The sequence below is a fragment of the Neorhizobium sp. 05N33 genome, assembly GCF_056397445.1.
Genome location: NZ_JBFTNK010000001.1, coordinates 822,608 through 836,938, shown reverse-complemented (window position 1 = coordinate 836,938; position 14,331 = coordinate 822,608). Strand labels below are relative to the sequence as shown.

Annotated in this window: 13 protein-coding genes and 1 pseudogene; 10 read left to right on the top strand and 4 right to left on the bottom strand. The window is 62.5% G+C overall.

Translation table 11 applies throughout. The features are described from left to right. The first annotated feature begins 83 nt into the window (after positions 1–83). From AC1DLT_RS03865 to AC1DLT_RS03840, 6 genes are all read left to right on the top strand, one after another. Positions 84–1,751 carry a UGSC family (seleno)protein gene (locus AC1DLT_RS03865; RefSeq protein ID WP_477485931.1) on the top strand — a complete coding sequence of 556 codons (1,668 nt, stop codon included), beginning with the start codon at positions 84–86 and terminating at the stop codon, positions 1,749–1,751. A 2-nt stretch (positions 1,752–1,753) separates the two neighbouring features. After that, a complete protein-coding gene (locus AC1DLT_RS03860) occupies positions 1,754–2,731 on the top strand; it encodes an NAD(P)/FAD-dependent oxidoreductase (RefSeq protein ID WP_477485930.1) in 978 nt (325 codons plus the stop codon). Between the two features lie 4 nt (positions 2,732–2,735). Continuing rightward, positions 2,736–3,425: a GntR family transcriptional regulator gene (locus tag AC1DLT_RS03855; protein ID WP_477485929.1), complete on the top strand. Its 690-nt coding sequence runs from the start codon at positions 2,736–2,738 to the stop codon at positions 3,423–3,425. Between the two features lie 112 nt (positions 3,426–3,537). Continuing rightward, positions 3,538–4,587 (top strand): ABC transporter substrate-binding protein, encoded by a 1,050-nt coding sequence (locus AC1DLT_RS03850; protein WP_051900239.1) that lies wholly within the window; start codon positions 3,538–3,540, stop codon positions 4,585–4,587. Between the two features lie 96 nt (positions 4,588–4,683). Continuing rightward, complete coding sequence (locus AC1DLT_RS03845; RefSeq protein ID WP_477485928.1) at positions 4,684–6,432, top strand: ABC transporter permease; 1,749 nt, start codon at positions 4,684–4,686, stop codon at positions 6,430–6,432. Continuing rightward, positions 6,432–7,502 (top strand): ABC transporter ATP-binding protein, encoded by a 1,071-nt coding sequence (locus AC1DLT_RS03840; protein WP_477485927.1) that lies wholly within the window; start codon positions 6,432–6,434, stop codon positions 7,500–7,502. The genes AC1DLT_RS03845 and AC1DLT_RS03840 overlap by 1 nt, the downstream gene beginning before the upstream one ends. Before the next feature lie 90 nt (positions 7,503–7,592). On the opposite strand, the pseudogene AC1DLT_RS03835 reads toward AC1DLT_RS03840, so the two are convergent. Beyond that, a pseudogene (locus AC1DLT_RS03835) lies at positions 7,593–7,733 on the bottom strand (EAL domain-containing protein); the annotation flags it as partial. A 15-nt stretch (positions 7,734–7,748) separates the two neighbouring features. On the opposite strand from AC1DLT_RS03835, the gene AC1DLT_RS03830 reads away from it, so the two are divergent. Continuing rightward, positions 7,749–8,981, top strand: a complete 1,233-nt coding sequence (locus AC1DLT_RS03830; RefSeq protein WP_477485926.1) for a M24 family metallopeptidase — start codon at positions 7,749–7,751, stop codon at positions 8,979–8,981. Positions 8,982–9,092: 111 nt separating this feature from the next. After that, a complete protein-coding gene (locus tag AC1DLT_RS03825) occupies positions 9,093–9,548 on the top strand; it encodes an RrF2 family transcriptional regulator (protein ID WP_477485925.1) in 456 nt (151 codons plus the stop codon). Between the two features lie 60 nt (positions 9,549–9,608). On the opposite strand, the gene AC1DLT_RS03820 is transcribed toward AC1DLT_RS03825, so the two are convergent. Then, positions 9,609–10,826, bottom strand: a complete 1,218-nt coding sequence (locus tag AC1DLT_RS03820) for an SfnB family sulfur acquisition oxidoreductase (RefSeq protein ID WP_477485924.1) — start codon at positions 10,824–10,826, stop codon at positions 9,609–9,611. 269 nt (positions 10,827–11,095) lie between these two features. Between AC1DLT_RS03820 and AC1DLT_RS03815 the strand changes: the two genes are divergently transcribed. Both AC1DLT_RS03815 and AC1DLT_RS03810 read left to right on the top strand, forming a co-directional pair. After that, complete coding sequence (locus AC1DLT_RS03815) at positions 11,096–12,415, top strand: LLM class flavin-dependent oxidoreductase (RefSeq protein ID WP_477485923.1); 1,320 nt, start codon at positions 11,096–11,098, stop codon at positions 12,413–12,415. A gap of 174 nt (positions 12,416–12,589) precedes the next feature. Further along, positions 12,590–12,781: a hypothetical protein gene (locus AC1DLT_RS03810; RefSeq protein WP_247031139.1), complete on the top strand. Its 192-nt coding sequence runs from the start codon at positions 12,590–12,592 to the stop codon at positions 12,779–12,781. Between the two features lie 96 nt (positions 12,782–12,877). Here AC1DLT_RS03810 and AC1DLT_RS03805 read toward each other — a convergent pair whose 3' ends face one another. Then, positions 12,878–13,537: a peroxiredoxin gene (locus AC1DLT_RS03805; RefSeq protein WP_477485922.1), complete on the bottom strand. Its 660-nt coding sequence runs from the start codon at positions 13,535–13,537 to the stop codon at positions 12,878–12,880. A 71-nt stretch (positions 13,538–13,608) separates the two neighbouring features. After that, on the bottom strand, positions 13,609–14,331 hold the full coding sequence (locus AC1DLT_RS03800) for a glutathione binding-like protein (RefSeq protein ID WP_247031141.1): 723 nt from the start codon (positions 14,329–14,331) through the stop codon (positions 13,609–13,611).

Here is a 14,331-nt window from a genome sequence, read left to right as displayed (position 1 = left end):
TCGCAATTTTGGGACTTGACGGTTCATGTATACGCGTGGACTATGATTGCATACGAGCACGGAACATTTCGGGAGGAAGTGGGATGTTGCAACAGGGAAAGCCGGACAGCGCTCAGCCGCTCGTCACCGTCCACAATCCGATGGGTTACCCGCCGAAGGTCAGCCGCAAGCAGCCGGCTGACCGCCCGACAAGCCTCGACGGCAAGGTCCTCTATCTCGTCGACAGCCGCTTTGACGATTCCGTCGAGCTCCTGAAGGAGGTCGAGGCCTGGTTTGCACGCAACATGCCCTCGGTGGACGTGCGGATTCGCCAGATGGCGAATACCTATTCCAAGGATGACCCGCAGCTCTGGGAAGAGATCAAGGCGAACGGCCATGCCGCGATCATCGGCGTCGGCCATTGCAGCACCTGCGCACCGGCCGTCACCACCCATGCGATCACGCTGGAAACCAAATACGGCGTACCGACCGCAGCCATCCACACCGAGAAATTCGACAAGGTCGTTCGCTCCGTCGCCAAGATGGGCGGGCTTTCGCAGCAGCCGCTGGTCTTCGTGCCGCAGCCGGTGATGGGCAAGACGCCGGAAAAACTGCGCGCCTATGTGGAAGGCACCGATCCGATCAGCGGCAAGCCGGTGATGAAGGAAATCATCGAGGCTTTGACCGTTGGCCTTTCGGCGAGCGCCGAGGATGCGCAGTTCGAGCGCAGCACGCCGCGCCTCATTGAACCGGACACGGAAGACAATCTCCACGCCACGTTCCTGCGCAACAGCTGGACCGACAAGCTGCCGATCATCCTGCCGACCGACGCCCGCGTCGCCGACATGCTGGCGGCGACCTCCCGCAAGCCGGACGAGGTGGTCGGCCACATGCAGCCGACCACCAATCGCGGCCTGTGGGAATACACGGTCGAGAAGGTCGCCGTGAACGCCGTCATGGCCGGCGCCTCTCCCGAATATTTTCCGGTCATCCTGGCATTGGCGGCAGCTCAAGTCTCCGCGCGCGGATCGACCTCCTCTTCGGCAGCGGCCATGGCCGTCGTCAACGGGCCTGTTCGCAACGAGATCGGCATGAACTGCGGCGTCGGCGCGCTCGGCCCCTACAGCCATGCCAATGCCACGATCGGCCGCGCCTTCGGTCTCCTGTCGCAGAACCTGCAGGGTGGCTCGGTCGTCGGTGAAACCTTCATGGGCTCGCTCGGCAACAATTATACCTACAACAACCTCACCTTCGCGGAAAACGAGGAGCGCAGTCCGTGGGAGCCGCTGCATGTGCAGAAAGGTTTCGACGCCGGGACGAGCACCGTCAGCATCTTCCACGGCTGCCGTTCCACGACCTTCAGCCTTGGCCTGCGCAAGGAATATTGGCGCGAGCACGTGCGCGACATGCTGCTCGGCACCGATGCGATCACCGCGCCGACCCTCGTTCTCGACCCGATCTGCGCACGGCAGTTCATCGATCGCGGCGGGTTCGTGAACAAGCAGGATCTGCTCGACTTCATCTATGAGACGGCGCAGATGCCGGCCGGCCGTTACTGGGATCTGCAGCTCGTCCAGAATTACATCTATCCGCGCGCCACCTTCGGCGAGGAACCGATGGCCGGCAAGCTGAAGCCGGGCAAGGACGAACTTGTCCATATCTTCCGCCCGCAGGATATCAATGTCGTGGTCGTCGGCGGCGAGTCCAACGGCTACTGGCAGATTTACGGCGCGCATTACCGCACGACCGTTTCCGTCGACGATTGGCGCTGACGATGAGCGCGAACGATTACGACATCGTGGTGATCGGCGCCGGCGTGGCGGGGCTTAATGCCGCCATCGCCTCGGCCCGGCACGGCGCGCGCACGATGATCGTCGACATGCTCGGCGCCGGCGGCCAGGTGATCAATGTCGACCGCATCGACAATTTCCCGGGACCTGCCGAAGGCATGTCCGGTTTCGAACTCGGCCCGATGCTGCAGATGCAGGCGGACGAGGCAGGCGTCGAATTCGCGCTCGATACGATCGAGACCATCTCGAAGACAGATATCGGCTTCCGCATCGCCGGCGCCGAACTTGATCTGATGGCGGGCGCGGTGATCATAGCGGCTGGCTCCGCCAAGCGGACGCTCGGCATTCCGGGCGAAGCGGAATTCGAAGGTCGGGGCGTTTCCCATTGCGCTTCCTGCGACGGACCGCTGATGCGCGGCAAGCAAGTCTGCATCATCGGCGGCGGAGATTCCGCACTCGACGAAGCGCTGGCGCTGGTCCCTCATGCTGCCCGCATCACGGTCATTCATCGCGGCTCGCGCCTCCGTGCCAGCGCCGCTTTGCAGACGAAAGCCAACGAAGCCTCCAACATCGAAGTCAGACTGAACACGGTGGCCACCGCGATCCGCGGCGAAGGCGGCGTCAGCGCCATAACCGTCCGCGATCTTTCGACGGGCGCAGAGAGCGATCTCCCCTGCCATGGGGTCTTCGTTTATGTCGGACTTGAGCCCAATACGTCTTTCCTCCGCGACACGGTAACGCTCGCGGCCGATGGCCGGATCGTTGTCGATCTCGACATGCAGACCTCGGTGCCGGGCATTTTCGCGGCCGGAGACATCCGAGCCCGCTCGGTTGCGCATCTGGCGGCCTCGGCAGGCGACGGCGTGACGGCAGCAGTTTCCGCGGTGCGCCATCTGGCACAGCGTCAGGGTAATACTCAACAGGCAGGACCGCGTGACATCGCGGCCGCATCGGCAGGATAGGCCCATGAATGTGCTGCTCAAAGGCAAACAGGGCAAACCGAGCGTTCGCGACGCGATCGAGCAGGATATCGTCACCGGCTTTTATTCCCCCGGCGACCGTCTCGAAGAGGCAGGGCTCGCGGCCCGCCATCAGGTGTCCCGCACGCCGGTGCGCGAGGCGCTGATCCAGCTGAGCACTATGGGCCTCATCAGAATGGTGCCCAATCGCGGCGCCTTCGTCACCCAGCTGACGATCACCGAGCTTGTCGAGATGTTCGAGGTAATGGGCGAATTGGAAGCCATGTGCGCCCGGCTTGCCGCCCGCCGCATCCGCCCGGAACAGCTGAAATTGCTCGAAGAGGCGCAGGCTGCCTGCGCCACCGCCCAACAGGCCGGCAATTCGGACGATTATTATTACGCCAACGCCGAATTTCACCGGGTGATCTACGAGGCGAGCGGCAACGGCTTCCTGGCGGAAAACGCCCATGCGCTACAGCGACGGCTGAAGCCTTATCGGCGCTTGCAGCTGCGGGTGCCCGGCCGCGTCAACAGTTCGCTGTCCGAGCACGACGAGGTGCTTGCAGCGATCCGGGACCGCGACGACGCCCGCGCCCGCGATGCGATGCGCAACCATGTCGTCATCCAGGGCGAATATTTCAGCGACTTCCTGGCGCTGATGCGCCCGGTGGAACGCCAGCTGATCCCCGGCGAATGATGAGGAACATCGCCACCGGGATCGATTGCGGCAGAAGGAAAACGTGAATTTCTGAGCTCGGGAGGGTCGAGCTTGTTGCCGGCAATGGGCCGGATCAAAGGGAGGAGAGATCATGAAGCATGCCATTACCTATGTGGCCGGCCTGGTTCCGGCATTCTTGCTGGCAGCCGGTCTTGCCGGCGCGGCTGAAATGACGGCCGGCGAAAAGCAGCTCTACGACGCCGCCAAAAAGGAAGGTTCGGTCACCTGGTACGTCTCGCAGACGACCACCGAGTTCGCCGACGGCATGTGCGGCCTGTTCAAGGCGAAATATGCCGGCGTCGGCTGCAATGTCGTGCGCGCCTCCGGCCAGGTCATCTTCCAGCGCCTCGTGCAGGAACTGCAGGCAAAAGCCGTGCAGGGCGACCTGATGTCGACCAATGACGACGGCCAGATGCTGCAGCTGAAGGAACAGGGCGCGCTTGCCCAGTTCGCACCGGAAAACCTCAAGGACATGGTGCCGGAACTTCGGGCGCTCGCCGACAAGGAAAACTACTGGATTACATCAGGCGTCTCGCCTCTCGTCATCGCCTACAACACCAAGCTGGTGACCGAGGCGGAAGCCCCGAAGAACTGGACCGACCTCGCCGATCCGAAATGGAAGGGCCAGGTGGCGATCGGCCATCCGAGCTTCTCCGGCAGTGTCGGGCTCTGGACGATCCTGATGAACGACCTCTACGGCTGGGATTTTTTCACCAAGATCGAGAAGAACAAGCCGCAGATCGGCCGTTCGGTGGCCGATGGGCATAACCTTGTCGCCTCGGGTGAACGCAAGGTGGCACTGGCGCCGCTGCCGCTGATCCTGTCGGACTCGATCCTCAAGAAGGTGCCGATCGGCGTCATCTACCCGACCGACGGCGCACTGCTGCCGCCCTCGGCCACCGCGATCATGAAGGATGCGCCGCATCCGAATGCCGCACGTTTGTTCGAGAACTTCCTGCTCGGACCGGAAATCGCCGAATACTTCGCCAAGGACTACCGTTATCCGCTGCGGGCCGGCGTGCCGCTCGCCGAAGGCATGCGTCCGCTCAACAGCTACAAGACGAAGTCGATCGCGACGGCCGACGGCATCAAGAAGCTGCCTGAGGTGCAGGAGAAGTTCCGCGACACGTTCGGGATCTGAACCGTATCCGGAGGCCGGCAACATCTGGCCTCCGTCCATCACGCCTGGTGGCGTGACCTGTTTCCGACGCCTCCAGTGACAAAGCGAGCGCCGATCATGACGAGTGTTTCCCATCCCGCCACCACGACCTGGTCGGACGACCAGCCGGTGAAGGTGCGTGTGCCCTGGCACCAGCGGCTGCAGCCGGCCAATCTACTCTGGCTGTTCCTCGCCGGCATCCTGGTCGTGCTGATTGTCGCGCCGATGTGGACACTCGTCGTCTCCAGTTTCACCGATGCCAAGACCGGCGGCTGGACGCTTCACAACTATGTCGAGGCCTATGGCAAGGAACGTCACATCACGGCGCTCACCAATACGCTGAAAATGGGCGCCGTCGTCGTCGTGCTGAAACTGGCCTTCGGCGTGCCGCTCGCCTGGGCCTGCACCCGCACCGATATGCCGGGCCGCAATTTCGTACGCTACAGCGTGTTCGGCGCCTTCATCATGCCGCCCTATCTCGCCGGCGTCGGCTGGATCCTGCTGGCCGGCCCCAATACCGGCTGGATCAATCGCGTCTGGCACAGCCTCTCCGGTTCCACCGAACCGCTGGTCAACATCTTCTCCTTCGGCGGGCTGGTGCTGGTCACCGCGATCGGCGGCTTCTTCCTCGTCTTCGTGCTGGTGAGCTCGGCCTTCGAGATGATCAATTCGGAGATGGAGGATGCCGCCAACATCCTCGGCGCCGGGCCGTTCAAGACGGCGATGAAGGTGACGTTCCCGCTGGTCATGCCGGCGATCATCGGCGCAGCTCTTCTGTCCTTCCTCGGTGCGATTGCGCTCTACGGCGTGCCGGCGCTGATCTCGATCCCGGCGCGCTACCCGGTCGTGGTCATCCAGCTCACCGAGTTCTTCTCGTTCCCGCTGCGGATCCAGGTGGCGGCCGCCTATTCGATCCCGCTGCTGCTGATCACCGCCGTGATGCTCGGGCTGCAGAAGCTGATCCTGCGCCGCAAGGGTTATGTCTCGGTCAGCGGCAAGGGCGGCGAGCGCCGTATCGTCAAGCTCGGCAGATGGCGCTGGGTGCTGTTTGGCTATTGTTTCTGCGTCGTGGCGCTGTCGGTGCTGATGCCGATGTTCGTGCTGCTTCTCGCCGCCTTCTCGGACTCCTGGACGGCCGGCTTCTCGTTCAGCAACCTGACGCTTTCCAACTTCCACTATGTGCTCTTCGAGCATTCCAGTTCGCAAAAGGCACTGGTCGGCAGCATCGGGCTCGGCATCGTCGCGGCGACGGTGGCGATCACGCTGGCGCTGTTCATCGCCTATATCGTGCAACGCAAGCTGATCCCCTTCTCGGGCCTGCTCGCATTCCTCGCGGTCTCGCCTTATGTCGTGCCCGGCATCGTGCTCGCCATCGGCTTTTATGCGGCTTATGCCCTGCCGCCGATCGCGCTCTACGGCACCTATACGATCATGGCGCTCGCCTTCGTCACCCGCTTCCTGCCGATCGCCTTCACCACCAGTTCGGCCGGCGTGCGCAGCATTCATCCGGAAATGGAAGAGGCGGTGCGCATTCTCGGCGGCGGGCGGGTGACGGCGCTCAGGCATGTGGTCGGACCGCTCCTGAAGCGCACGCTGGCCGGGGGCTGGCTGCTGATCTTCGTGCCGGCGGCACAGGAACTCTCGACCGCCATCTTCCTGGTCGGTCCCACCACGCGCGTCGTTTCCGTCGTGCTGCTCGATCTCAGCGAGGAAGGCGAGCTCGAAAAGCTCGCGGCGCTGGGTTCACTCTTGTTGATCATCATTGTCGCAGTCGTCGCCATCGGGATGCGTTATCTCGGACGCGACTTCATGTTGAGGAGAAGCTAATGGACGGACTTATCCTCAGGAAACTCGGTCGCCGTTTCGGCGCCGTCGATGCGGTGCTCGAATTCGACCTGCATATCAAGCCCGGCGAATTCGTCTCGCTGCTCGGCCCGTCCGGCTGCGGCAAGACGACGACGCTGCGGATGATCGCCGGCTTCATCGACCCGACCTCCGGCTCAATCGAGCTCGAGGGCAAGATATTGTCGGCGCCATCAGGCTCGGTGCCGCCGGAAAAGCGCGGCATGTCGATGATCTTCCAGTCCTATGCGATCTGGCCGAACATGACGGTCTCGCAGAACGTCGCCTTCGGTTTGAACCTGCGCAAGCTACCCTCCGACGAGGTCAAGAAACGCGTCGGCGCGGTGCTGGAAACCGTGCGGATGAGCCATCTCGCCGACCGTTACCCGGCCGAGCTTTCCGGCGGCCAGCAGCAGCGCGTGGCGCTTGCCCGCGCCGTCGTCATCCGCCCGGCGGTTCTGCTGCTCGACGAACCGCTCTCGAACCTCGACGCCAACCTGCGCGAGGAAATGCGCTTCGAGATCAAGCGCATGCATGACGAGTTCAAGATCACTTCGGTCTATGTCACCCACGACCAAGGCGAGGCGATGGTGACTTCGGACCGTATCGCCGTGATGAACAACGGCCGCCTTGAGCAGATCGACAGCCCTTACGCGCTCTACAGCCGGCCGAAGACCCGGTTTGTGGCGAGCTTCATCGGCCGCACGAATTTCCTCTCCGGCAATTGCGGCAACCACATGATCGACTTTGCGGGCTTCAGTGTGCCGCTGGCGATGATCGGCGAAGAGGTTTCTGGCGGCGGCCCGATCACCGTCTCCATCCGGCCGCAGGCGATGAAGCTGTCCGCGACCGAGGCTCCCCGGGAAAAGGCCATCAACCTGCAAGGCTCGGTGCGGCAATCTTCGTTCCTTGGCGAGACCTGGGACTACGTCTTCCAGTCGACGGACAGCGGGTTGCAATTCCGTGTCGCCGCGCCGCCGGCGGACGTCTTCGAGGTCGGCGCGCCGGCCTGGCTGCAGATTGATCCCGCGCAGATCGTGCCAATCGCGGATTGAGGCTCGCCTCGCCCGCTATTTCACTTTGAAACCCATCCGTCGCACCACATCGAGCAGCACGTGCCGGCCTTTCAAGGCCGGTGCGTCGGCAATGTCGCCCGTCCGTTCTGTGAGCGAACGGATTGAGGACTGGTCGACCTTGACGATATCGACTGGGAAACGGCTCATATAGCTCAGCGACGAATAACCGGTGCCGAGCTCGTCGAGCGCGATGCGGCAGCCGAAGCGGTGGTTCTGGAGAATGCGATGAGTGATATCGACCGCCGCCATGCAGAGCGCCTGATGGCGCAAGCCGGCCTCGACGCGCTGGTGATCTTCCAGCCTGAAGCCTTTCGGTACGCGATCGGCGCGCCGGCCGGTGTCGCGACCATGTGGGGCAGGGCGGGTGCCGCAATCGCGCTTGTGCCGGCCGATGCCTCGATTGGTCTCGCCGCAATCGCCAGCGACCACGCCGCCGGCTCAATCCGCAAGGCCGCGGCAGACGTGGACCTGCGCACCCATCGCATCTGGATCGACATGCTCGATCTAACGGGAGCCGAGAGCGTCGAGCAGGTCAACGAGGCCTATCGCCGGCTCGGGTCTTTCGGACCTCGGCCGGAAACGTTCGATCGGTCCGCCTGTTTCGGCCTGCTCGGCGATCTGCTGAACGAGCGTGGCCTTGATCGCGCTCGGATCGGCGCCGACCTGGAATTCATGCCGACCGCCGATTTCGAGGCCCTGAAACTGGCTTTGCCGACGGTAACCTGGACCGACGGCTCGCACGTGCTGCGCCGTCTGCGGGCCGTCAAGACGCCGCGCGAGATCGAACGGCTGCGTCGTGCCGCCAAGGCTGCGGAAGCCGGGCTCGCCCGCATGGCGGCGGCAGTGAAACCCGGCGCACGGCTCACCGAACTCTCTTGCGCCTGGAAGGCGGGCGCCCAGGAGGCCGCGGCGGAAGGCGGCTTCGGGCTGAGCGGCCACTGGGACTTCATCTCGATCGGCGCCGATCTTTCGGACATGGCGGCGGTCGTGACGCCGGGCGCGCTGATCAAGGCCGATGTCGGGACGCTGGTCGACGGCTATTCCTCGGACGGCGCACGCACCTTCACCCATGGCCTTGCATCGCCACTGCCGCGCGAAATCTTCAAAGCGCTGGAAAATGCTTTTGCAGCCGGGCTCGATGAACTTCGTCCCGGCAATATGTTCGGCGCGGTGCATGCGGCCATGCTCGCCTCGATGCGCAAGGACGGCTTCGCAGACTATGATCGTGGCCATTTCGGCCATTCGGTCGGCGGCAGCGTCGGCATCGAGGAATGGCCGTTCTTCTCCGCCGGCAATCCGGAAGTCATCCAGCCGGACATGGTGGTGGCGCTGGAGACGCCGTTCTACGGGCAGGGCATCGGCGCGCTGATGATCGAGGATCAGTTCCTGATCACCGAAACGGGAGCCGAATGCATGAACACGCTGCCGCGGACATTGCGCGATCTTTCGGCAGAATAGAGCAGACGAGTAAACCGACGTTGAACCTTTGGCGCCGGTCCTGTATCGGTGTCACATCCGCGGCGGGGACGCCGGGGAAAGGACACGGGCGAGGCGGAATTTCGATCTTCGATGCTGACGAAAAAGGGAAAATACGGACTGAAGGCGCTTGTCCACCTTGCGCAGCTTGAACCCGGCAAGACCGCCTTCGTCAGCGACATCGCCCAACAGAACAATATTTCCAAGAAATTCCTCGATGCGATCCTGCTCGAACTGCGCAAGGGCGGCATGCTGCGCTCGAAAAAAGGGCCTGGCGGCGGTTATGCGCTGTCCAAGCCCGCTTCCCAGATCTATGTCGGCCAGGCGGTCCGCATCCTGGACGGTCCGCTGGCGCCGATCCGCTGCGCCAGCAAGACGGCGTTCGAGCCCTGCGACGATTGCGACCACCCGGAAGACTGTCAGATCCGCCATTCGATGACGGAAGTGCGCGACGCAATCGCTGCGGTCCTCGATAACATGACGCTGGAACAGATGGTCGCCAAACGCTCGAGCGGCCTGCTCGACGACGCGCAGGCCGGCAGCAAATAGAGTTCAACCGGTTCGCCTGACGCCGCCGTAGCCGCCGCGCCTTTTGTGCGCGGTATTCCTTCAGAACTGTCCGTTCGGCCGCGGGACGTTGCCGTTCAGGTGAAAATCGCCGATCGCGTGATGTTTCCAGCGTACCGGATCGTGCACCGTATGGGTGCGGGCGTTGCGCCAATGGCGGTCGAGGTTCAGGTCCTCCTTGGTCGCAGAAGTTCCGGCAAGTTCGAACAGACCGTTGGTCGCGTCGAGTGCTGCCTCCGTCGTCAGGATCTTTGCGGCAGCGACGGAGAGCGAGGCCTCGATCGCAGTCTCCGAGGACGGGTTGATCTGGGCGACATCGACCTTGCGGCCGGCTCGTTCCAGAACCGCGCTCGCGGCTTCCAGTTTGACGGCGATCGAGCCGGTCCGCGCAATGGTCAGCGGATCGGCACTTGCCGTCTCGATGCCGACATTGCGGATGCCTCGGGATTTGCTGCGCACGAAGCCGACCATGTCGGCAAAGGCGGCGCGTGCAATCCCCAGGTCGACGGCGGCATGCAGCAGCTGGCCAAGCGAGCCGAGTGGCGCATGCCGTTCGAAACTCCGATAGTAGCTGATGACTGAATCCGGAGAAACGTAGACGTTGTCGATCAGCACGGTGCCGCTGGCCGTGGTGCGCTGGCCGAACCCGTCCCAATCGTCGACGATCGTCAGTCCTTCCGCATCGCGCGGCACGATCGCCATGACCGCTTTGCCTTCGGGATCGAGACCGAAGATGGCCACCCAGTCGGCAAACAGCGCGCCCGTCGAATAATATTTGCGGCCGGTAATTCGGTAGCCGACGCCTTCCGGCACAAGCCGGGTTTCGATATCGCCCGCGGCCTTCGTTCCGGACTCGGCAAGGGCATTGCCGAAATGCTCGCCGGCGAGCGCCCGGGCAAAGAAATATTTCTTCTGCTCCTCGCTGCCGGAAAGGCGCAAAGCTTCGAGAATCGAGAAGTGGTTCTGCGGGATCTGCCCGACCGATGCATCGGCCTCCGACAGAATGGCGATCACCTCCGCCAGGAAGGCATTGGAAATGTCGGCGCCGCCGTATTCGGCGGGCACGGTTATTCCCAGCAGGCCTGACTGGGCGACCAGTTCCATCTCGTCATGCGGAAGCAGTCGCTGCCGGTCGCGGTGGCTCGATCCCTCGGCGATCCGCGCCGAAAGCCCCTTCACCACCTCGATCGCCTGGTCCTCTGTCGCGAGGTACGGAGCCACTGCTCTGATCTTTCCTGCCAAATGGAAAACCCTGCTCATGCGCGCCTCCCGGATCAAGTTTGTCATTGAGCCACGCCATGGAGGGCGGGAGAAGGAATAAAGCTTCAATTGCACGCGTCGAACGAAGTGAATTTTCTCTTTTGGTGGCCGAAGAGAGAGTTTTGCGGATTGTCACGCCAAGTTGAGCGGAAGGAGAGAGAATTTCTCCGGGACGATGCAATCGGCGCAACAACGTTGCTTAGCATGTGAAACGGGAATGCCTACTTTAAGCCGATCAGCCGTTTCTCACCCCACAAGAGCGTCGTCCCATGGCAAGATCACTCCACCTTACCGCCTTCATGCGTCCCGTCAGCCTGCATACCGGCGCGTGGCGATATCCCGGCGCCTATCCGGATGCCAATTTCAATTTCGGGCATATCAAGTCCTTCATCCAGAAACTGGAGGCTGCCAAGTTCGACGCCTTCTTCATGGCCGATCATCTGGCGGTGCTGAACATGCCGGTCGAAGCGCTGAAGCGCAGCCAGACCGTAACCTCGTTCGAGCCGTTCACGCTGCTCTCGGCGCTGGCGGCCGTCACCGAGAAGATCGGCCTTGCGGCGACCGCCTCGACCACGTTCGACGAGCCCTATCACGTCGCCCGCCGGTTCGCCTCGCTCGACCATATCAGCAACGGCCGCGCCGCCTGGAACATCGTCACCACGTCCAACCCGGATTCCGCCCGTAATTTCGGTCTCGACGAACATGTGGAGCACGGCGAGCGCTACAAGCGGGCGCGCGAGTTCTACGACGTCGTCACCGGACTTTGGGACAGTTTTGCGGACGACGCCTTCATCCGCGATCAGCAAAGCGGCATTTTCTTCGATCCGGAGAAGATGCATGTGCTGGACCACAAGGGTGAGGAACTCAGCGTGCGCGGGCCGCTCAATATCGCCCGGCCGGTGCAAGGCTGGCCGGTGATCGTGCAGGCCGGGCAATCGGAACCGGGACGCCAGCTCGCGGCCGAGACTGCCGAACTGGTCTTCTGTTCGCCACGCGATCTCTCCGCTGCCAAGGCGCTTTATGGGGATATCAAGGGCCGCATGGTCGCTGCCTCGCGCAGCCCTGACCACCTGAAGATCCTGCCGGCCGCCTTCATCGTTGTCGGCGATACGATCGAGGAAGCGAAGGCGAAGCGGGCGAAACTCGATAGCCTGGTGCATTACGATAGCGCCATCGCCTCGCTGTCGATCGCGCTTGGCCACGACGCCTCCGGTTTCGATCCGGACGGTCCACTGCCGGAAATTCCGGAAACCAACGCCAGCAAGTCCGGCCGCGCCCAGGTCCTCAAACTCGCCGAACAGGAAAAGCTGACGGTGCGCCAGCTCGCCCAGCGGTACGGCGGTTATTCGGGCCTCGCCTTTGTCGGCACGCCTCAAACCATTGCCGACGAGATGCAGACCTGGCTTTCGGAAGAGGCAAGCGACGGCTTTACGGTCGTTTTCCCCTACCTGCCGCAGGGCCTGGACGACGTGACGCAGCGGCTTATTCCGGAACTTCAGCGCCGCGGCATCTTCCGCACCGACTACGAGGGATCGACGCTTCGCGACCATCTCGGCCTGCCGCGGCCGGCCAACCGTTTCTTCGCCTGAAGGGGACGCAAGAGCTCTTGCAAAGATCGGCATTTCGCCAACTGCCACATTTCAGACATAATAGTTTCCATCCCGTTGACGAATTAGTATAGGGTTTTGATAGACTACATTGACCCGAGCAGGGTTTGGCCCGAAAGTGAGTGGGCATGATGTTCAACCGACCGGAGGCTGACGATGATCGCTGGTGGCTTATCCCTGTTTGGGTTTGATCTGTTCGGACTGAGCCGGCGGGCGCCGGGTAGGGCAGACACAGAAAGCACCGAGCGCACGCCGCTTGAAAAGGTGCGCGAGGATGGTGACAAAAACCGCGATCCCGATCGCGAACATTCGGAAAGCTTTTTCTGGGGCATGTATCCCGTCTATTGAGACGGCTCGTCCCGCACCGGGTGTTTTACCTGGAACACATCGAAAGGCCGGCGAAGCGATCCGCTCCGCCGGCCTTTTTGTCTGGATGAAACGATATCAGGCCGTGGGCTGCTTGGTCTTGCGCAGGTAGGGCAGGACCGTATCGAACGAACCGAAGCGGGTGATCGCATCCTCGTTGGAAACGGCGGCGGTGATGATCACGTCCTCACCCTGCTGCCAATTGGCCGGCGTCGCCACCTGGTGTTTGGCGGTGAGCTGGATCGAGTCGATCGCCCGCAGGATTTCGTTGAAGTTACGGCCTGTGGTCATCGGATAGGTGAGGATCAGCTTGATCTTCTTGTCCGGGCCGATGACATAAACCGAGCGCACCGTCGCATTGTCGGCGGGCGTGCGGCCTTCCGAGCTTTCGCCCGCACCGGCCGACAGCATGTCATAGAGCTTGGCGATCTTGAGATCGCGGTCGCCGATCAGCGGATATTCGACGTCGAAACCGGTCGCGGTCTTGATGTCGTCCTTCCACTTGCCGTGGCTTTCGACCGGATCGACGGAGATGCCGATGATCTTGACGCCGCGCTTTTTAAATTCTCCCTCAAGGCCGGCCATGGCGCCGAGTTCGGTCGTGCAGACCGGCGTAAAGTTCTTCGGATGGGAAAACAGCACGGCCCAGCCGCTGCCGATCCAGTCATGGAAATGGATCGTGCCCTGGGTGGTTTCGGCGGTGAAATCCGGTGCGATGTCGTTGATACGAAGGCTCATGTCTTGGCTCCCTTGAATTGTTTCTATCGATTGCGCATTTTTGGATGGCCGGGACTCTAGCAGCCGGCCGACTAATCGGCGACCGGTATTGCCCGTTGATTATAGAGGATCTTGCGGATTCGCTCCTGCTCCTCCGGCGGCAGTTTGGTATTGTCGACGGCGAGGTCCGCGCCGACAGCAAGCCCCCGCTGGACGCCGGGCCGTGCGCTCAGGTCGTCGAACCAGCGCTTGAAATGCTTGAACTCGTTGATGTCCTGGCCCTGCGCCTGCCAGCCGACCGTCCACGGATAGCTGATGATGTCGGCGATCGTAAACTGGTCGCCGGCGAGATAGGGACGGTCGCGCAGCCGCATATTCAGCACGCCATAGAGACGGTTGGCCTCGTCGGTGAAGCGGCGCACCGCGTAGGACTGGTCGCCCTCGCGATCACCCAAACGGCGGAAATGCCCGGCTTCGCCGAGCTTCGGTCCCTGGTTGGCCATCTGCCAGATGACCCATTGGGCCACTTCGTATTTAGCACGCAAATCCTGCGGCCAGAGCTTGCCGGTCTTTTCGGCGAGGTAGAACAGGATCGCACCGGATTCGAACACGCTGATCGGCGCTCCGCCGTCGGCCGGCTGGTGATCGACGATTGCTGGCATGCGATGATTGGGATTGATCTTCAGGAACTCCGGCTTGAACTGGTCGCCGCGAGAAATCTGCACCGGGATCAGCTTATAGGGCGTGCCGGTTTCCTCCAGGAAAATCGAGACCTTCTTGCCGTTGGGCGTCGGCCAATAATAAAGATCGATCAT

What these genes read in the sequence shown, in the direction of transcription:
- AC1DLT_RS03865 (WP_477485931.1), top strand. Translation starts at nt 84, where the DNA reads ATGTTGCAACAGGGAAAGCCGGACAGCGCTCAGCCGCTCGTCACCGTC.
- AC1DLT_RS03860 (WP_477485930.1), top strand. Translation starts at nt 1,754, where the DNA reads ATGAGCGCGAACGATTACGACATCGTGGTGATCGGCGCCGGCGTGGCG.
- AC1DLT_RS03855 (WP_477485929.1), top strand. Translation starts at nt 2,736, where the DNA reads ATGAATGTGCTGCTCAAAGGCAAACAGGGCAAACCGAGCGTTCGCGAC.
- AC1DLT_RS03850 (WP_051900239.1), top strand. Translation starts at nt 3,538, where the DNA reads ATGAAGCATGCCATTACCTATGTGGCCGGCCTGGTTCCGGCATTCTTG.
- AC1DLT_RS03845 (WP_477485928.1), top strand. Translation starts at nt 4,684, where the DNA reads ATGACGAGTGTTTCCCATCCCGCCACCACGACCTGGTCGGACGACCAG.
- AC1DLT_RS03840 (WP_477485927.1), top strand. Translation starts at nt 6,432, where the DNA reads ATGGACGGACTTATCCTCAGGAAACTCGGTCGCCGTTTCGGCGCCGTC.
- AC1DLT_RS03830 (WP_477485926.1), top strand. Translation starts at nt 7,749, where the DNA reads ATGAGTGATATCGACCGCCGCCATGCAGAGCGCCTGATGGCGCAAGCC.
- AC1DLT_RS03825 (WP_477485925.1), top strand. Translation starts at nt 9,093, where the DNA reads ATGCTGACGAAAAAGGGAAAATACGGACTGAAGGCGCTTGTCCACCTT.
- AC1DLT_RS03820 (WP_477485924.1), bottom strand. Translation starts at nt 10,826, where the DNA reads ATGAGCAGGGTTTTCCATTTGGCAGGAAAGATCAGAGCAGTGGCTCCG.
- AC1DLT_RS03815 (WP_477485923.1), top strand. Translation starts at nt 11,096, where the DNA reads ATGGCAAGATCACTCCACCTTACCGCCTTCATGCGTCCCGTCAGCCTG.
- AC1DLT_RS03810 (WP_247031139.1), top strand. Translation starts at nt 12,590, where the DNA reads ATGATCGCTGGTGGCTTATCCCTGTTTGGGTTTGATCTGTTCGGACTG.
- AC1DLT_RS03805 (WP_477485922.1), bottom strand. Translation starts at nt 13,537, where the DNA reads ATGAGCCTTCGTATCAACGACATCGCACCGGATTTCACCGCCGAAACC.
- AC1DLT_RS03800 (WP_247031141.1), bottom strand. Translation starts at nt 14,331, where the DNA reads ATGATCGATCTTTATTATTGGCCGACGCCCAACGGCAAGAAGGTCTCG.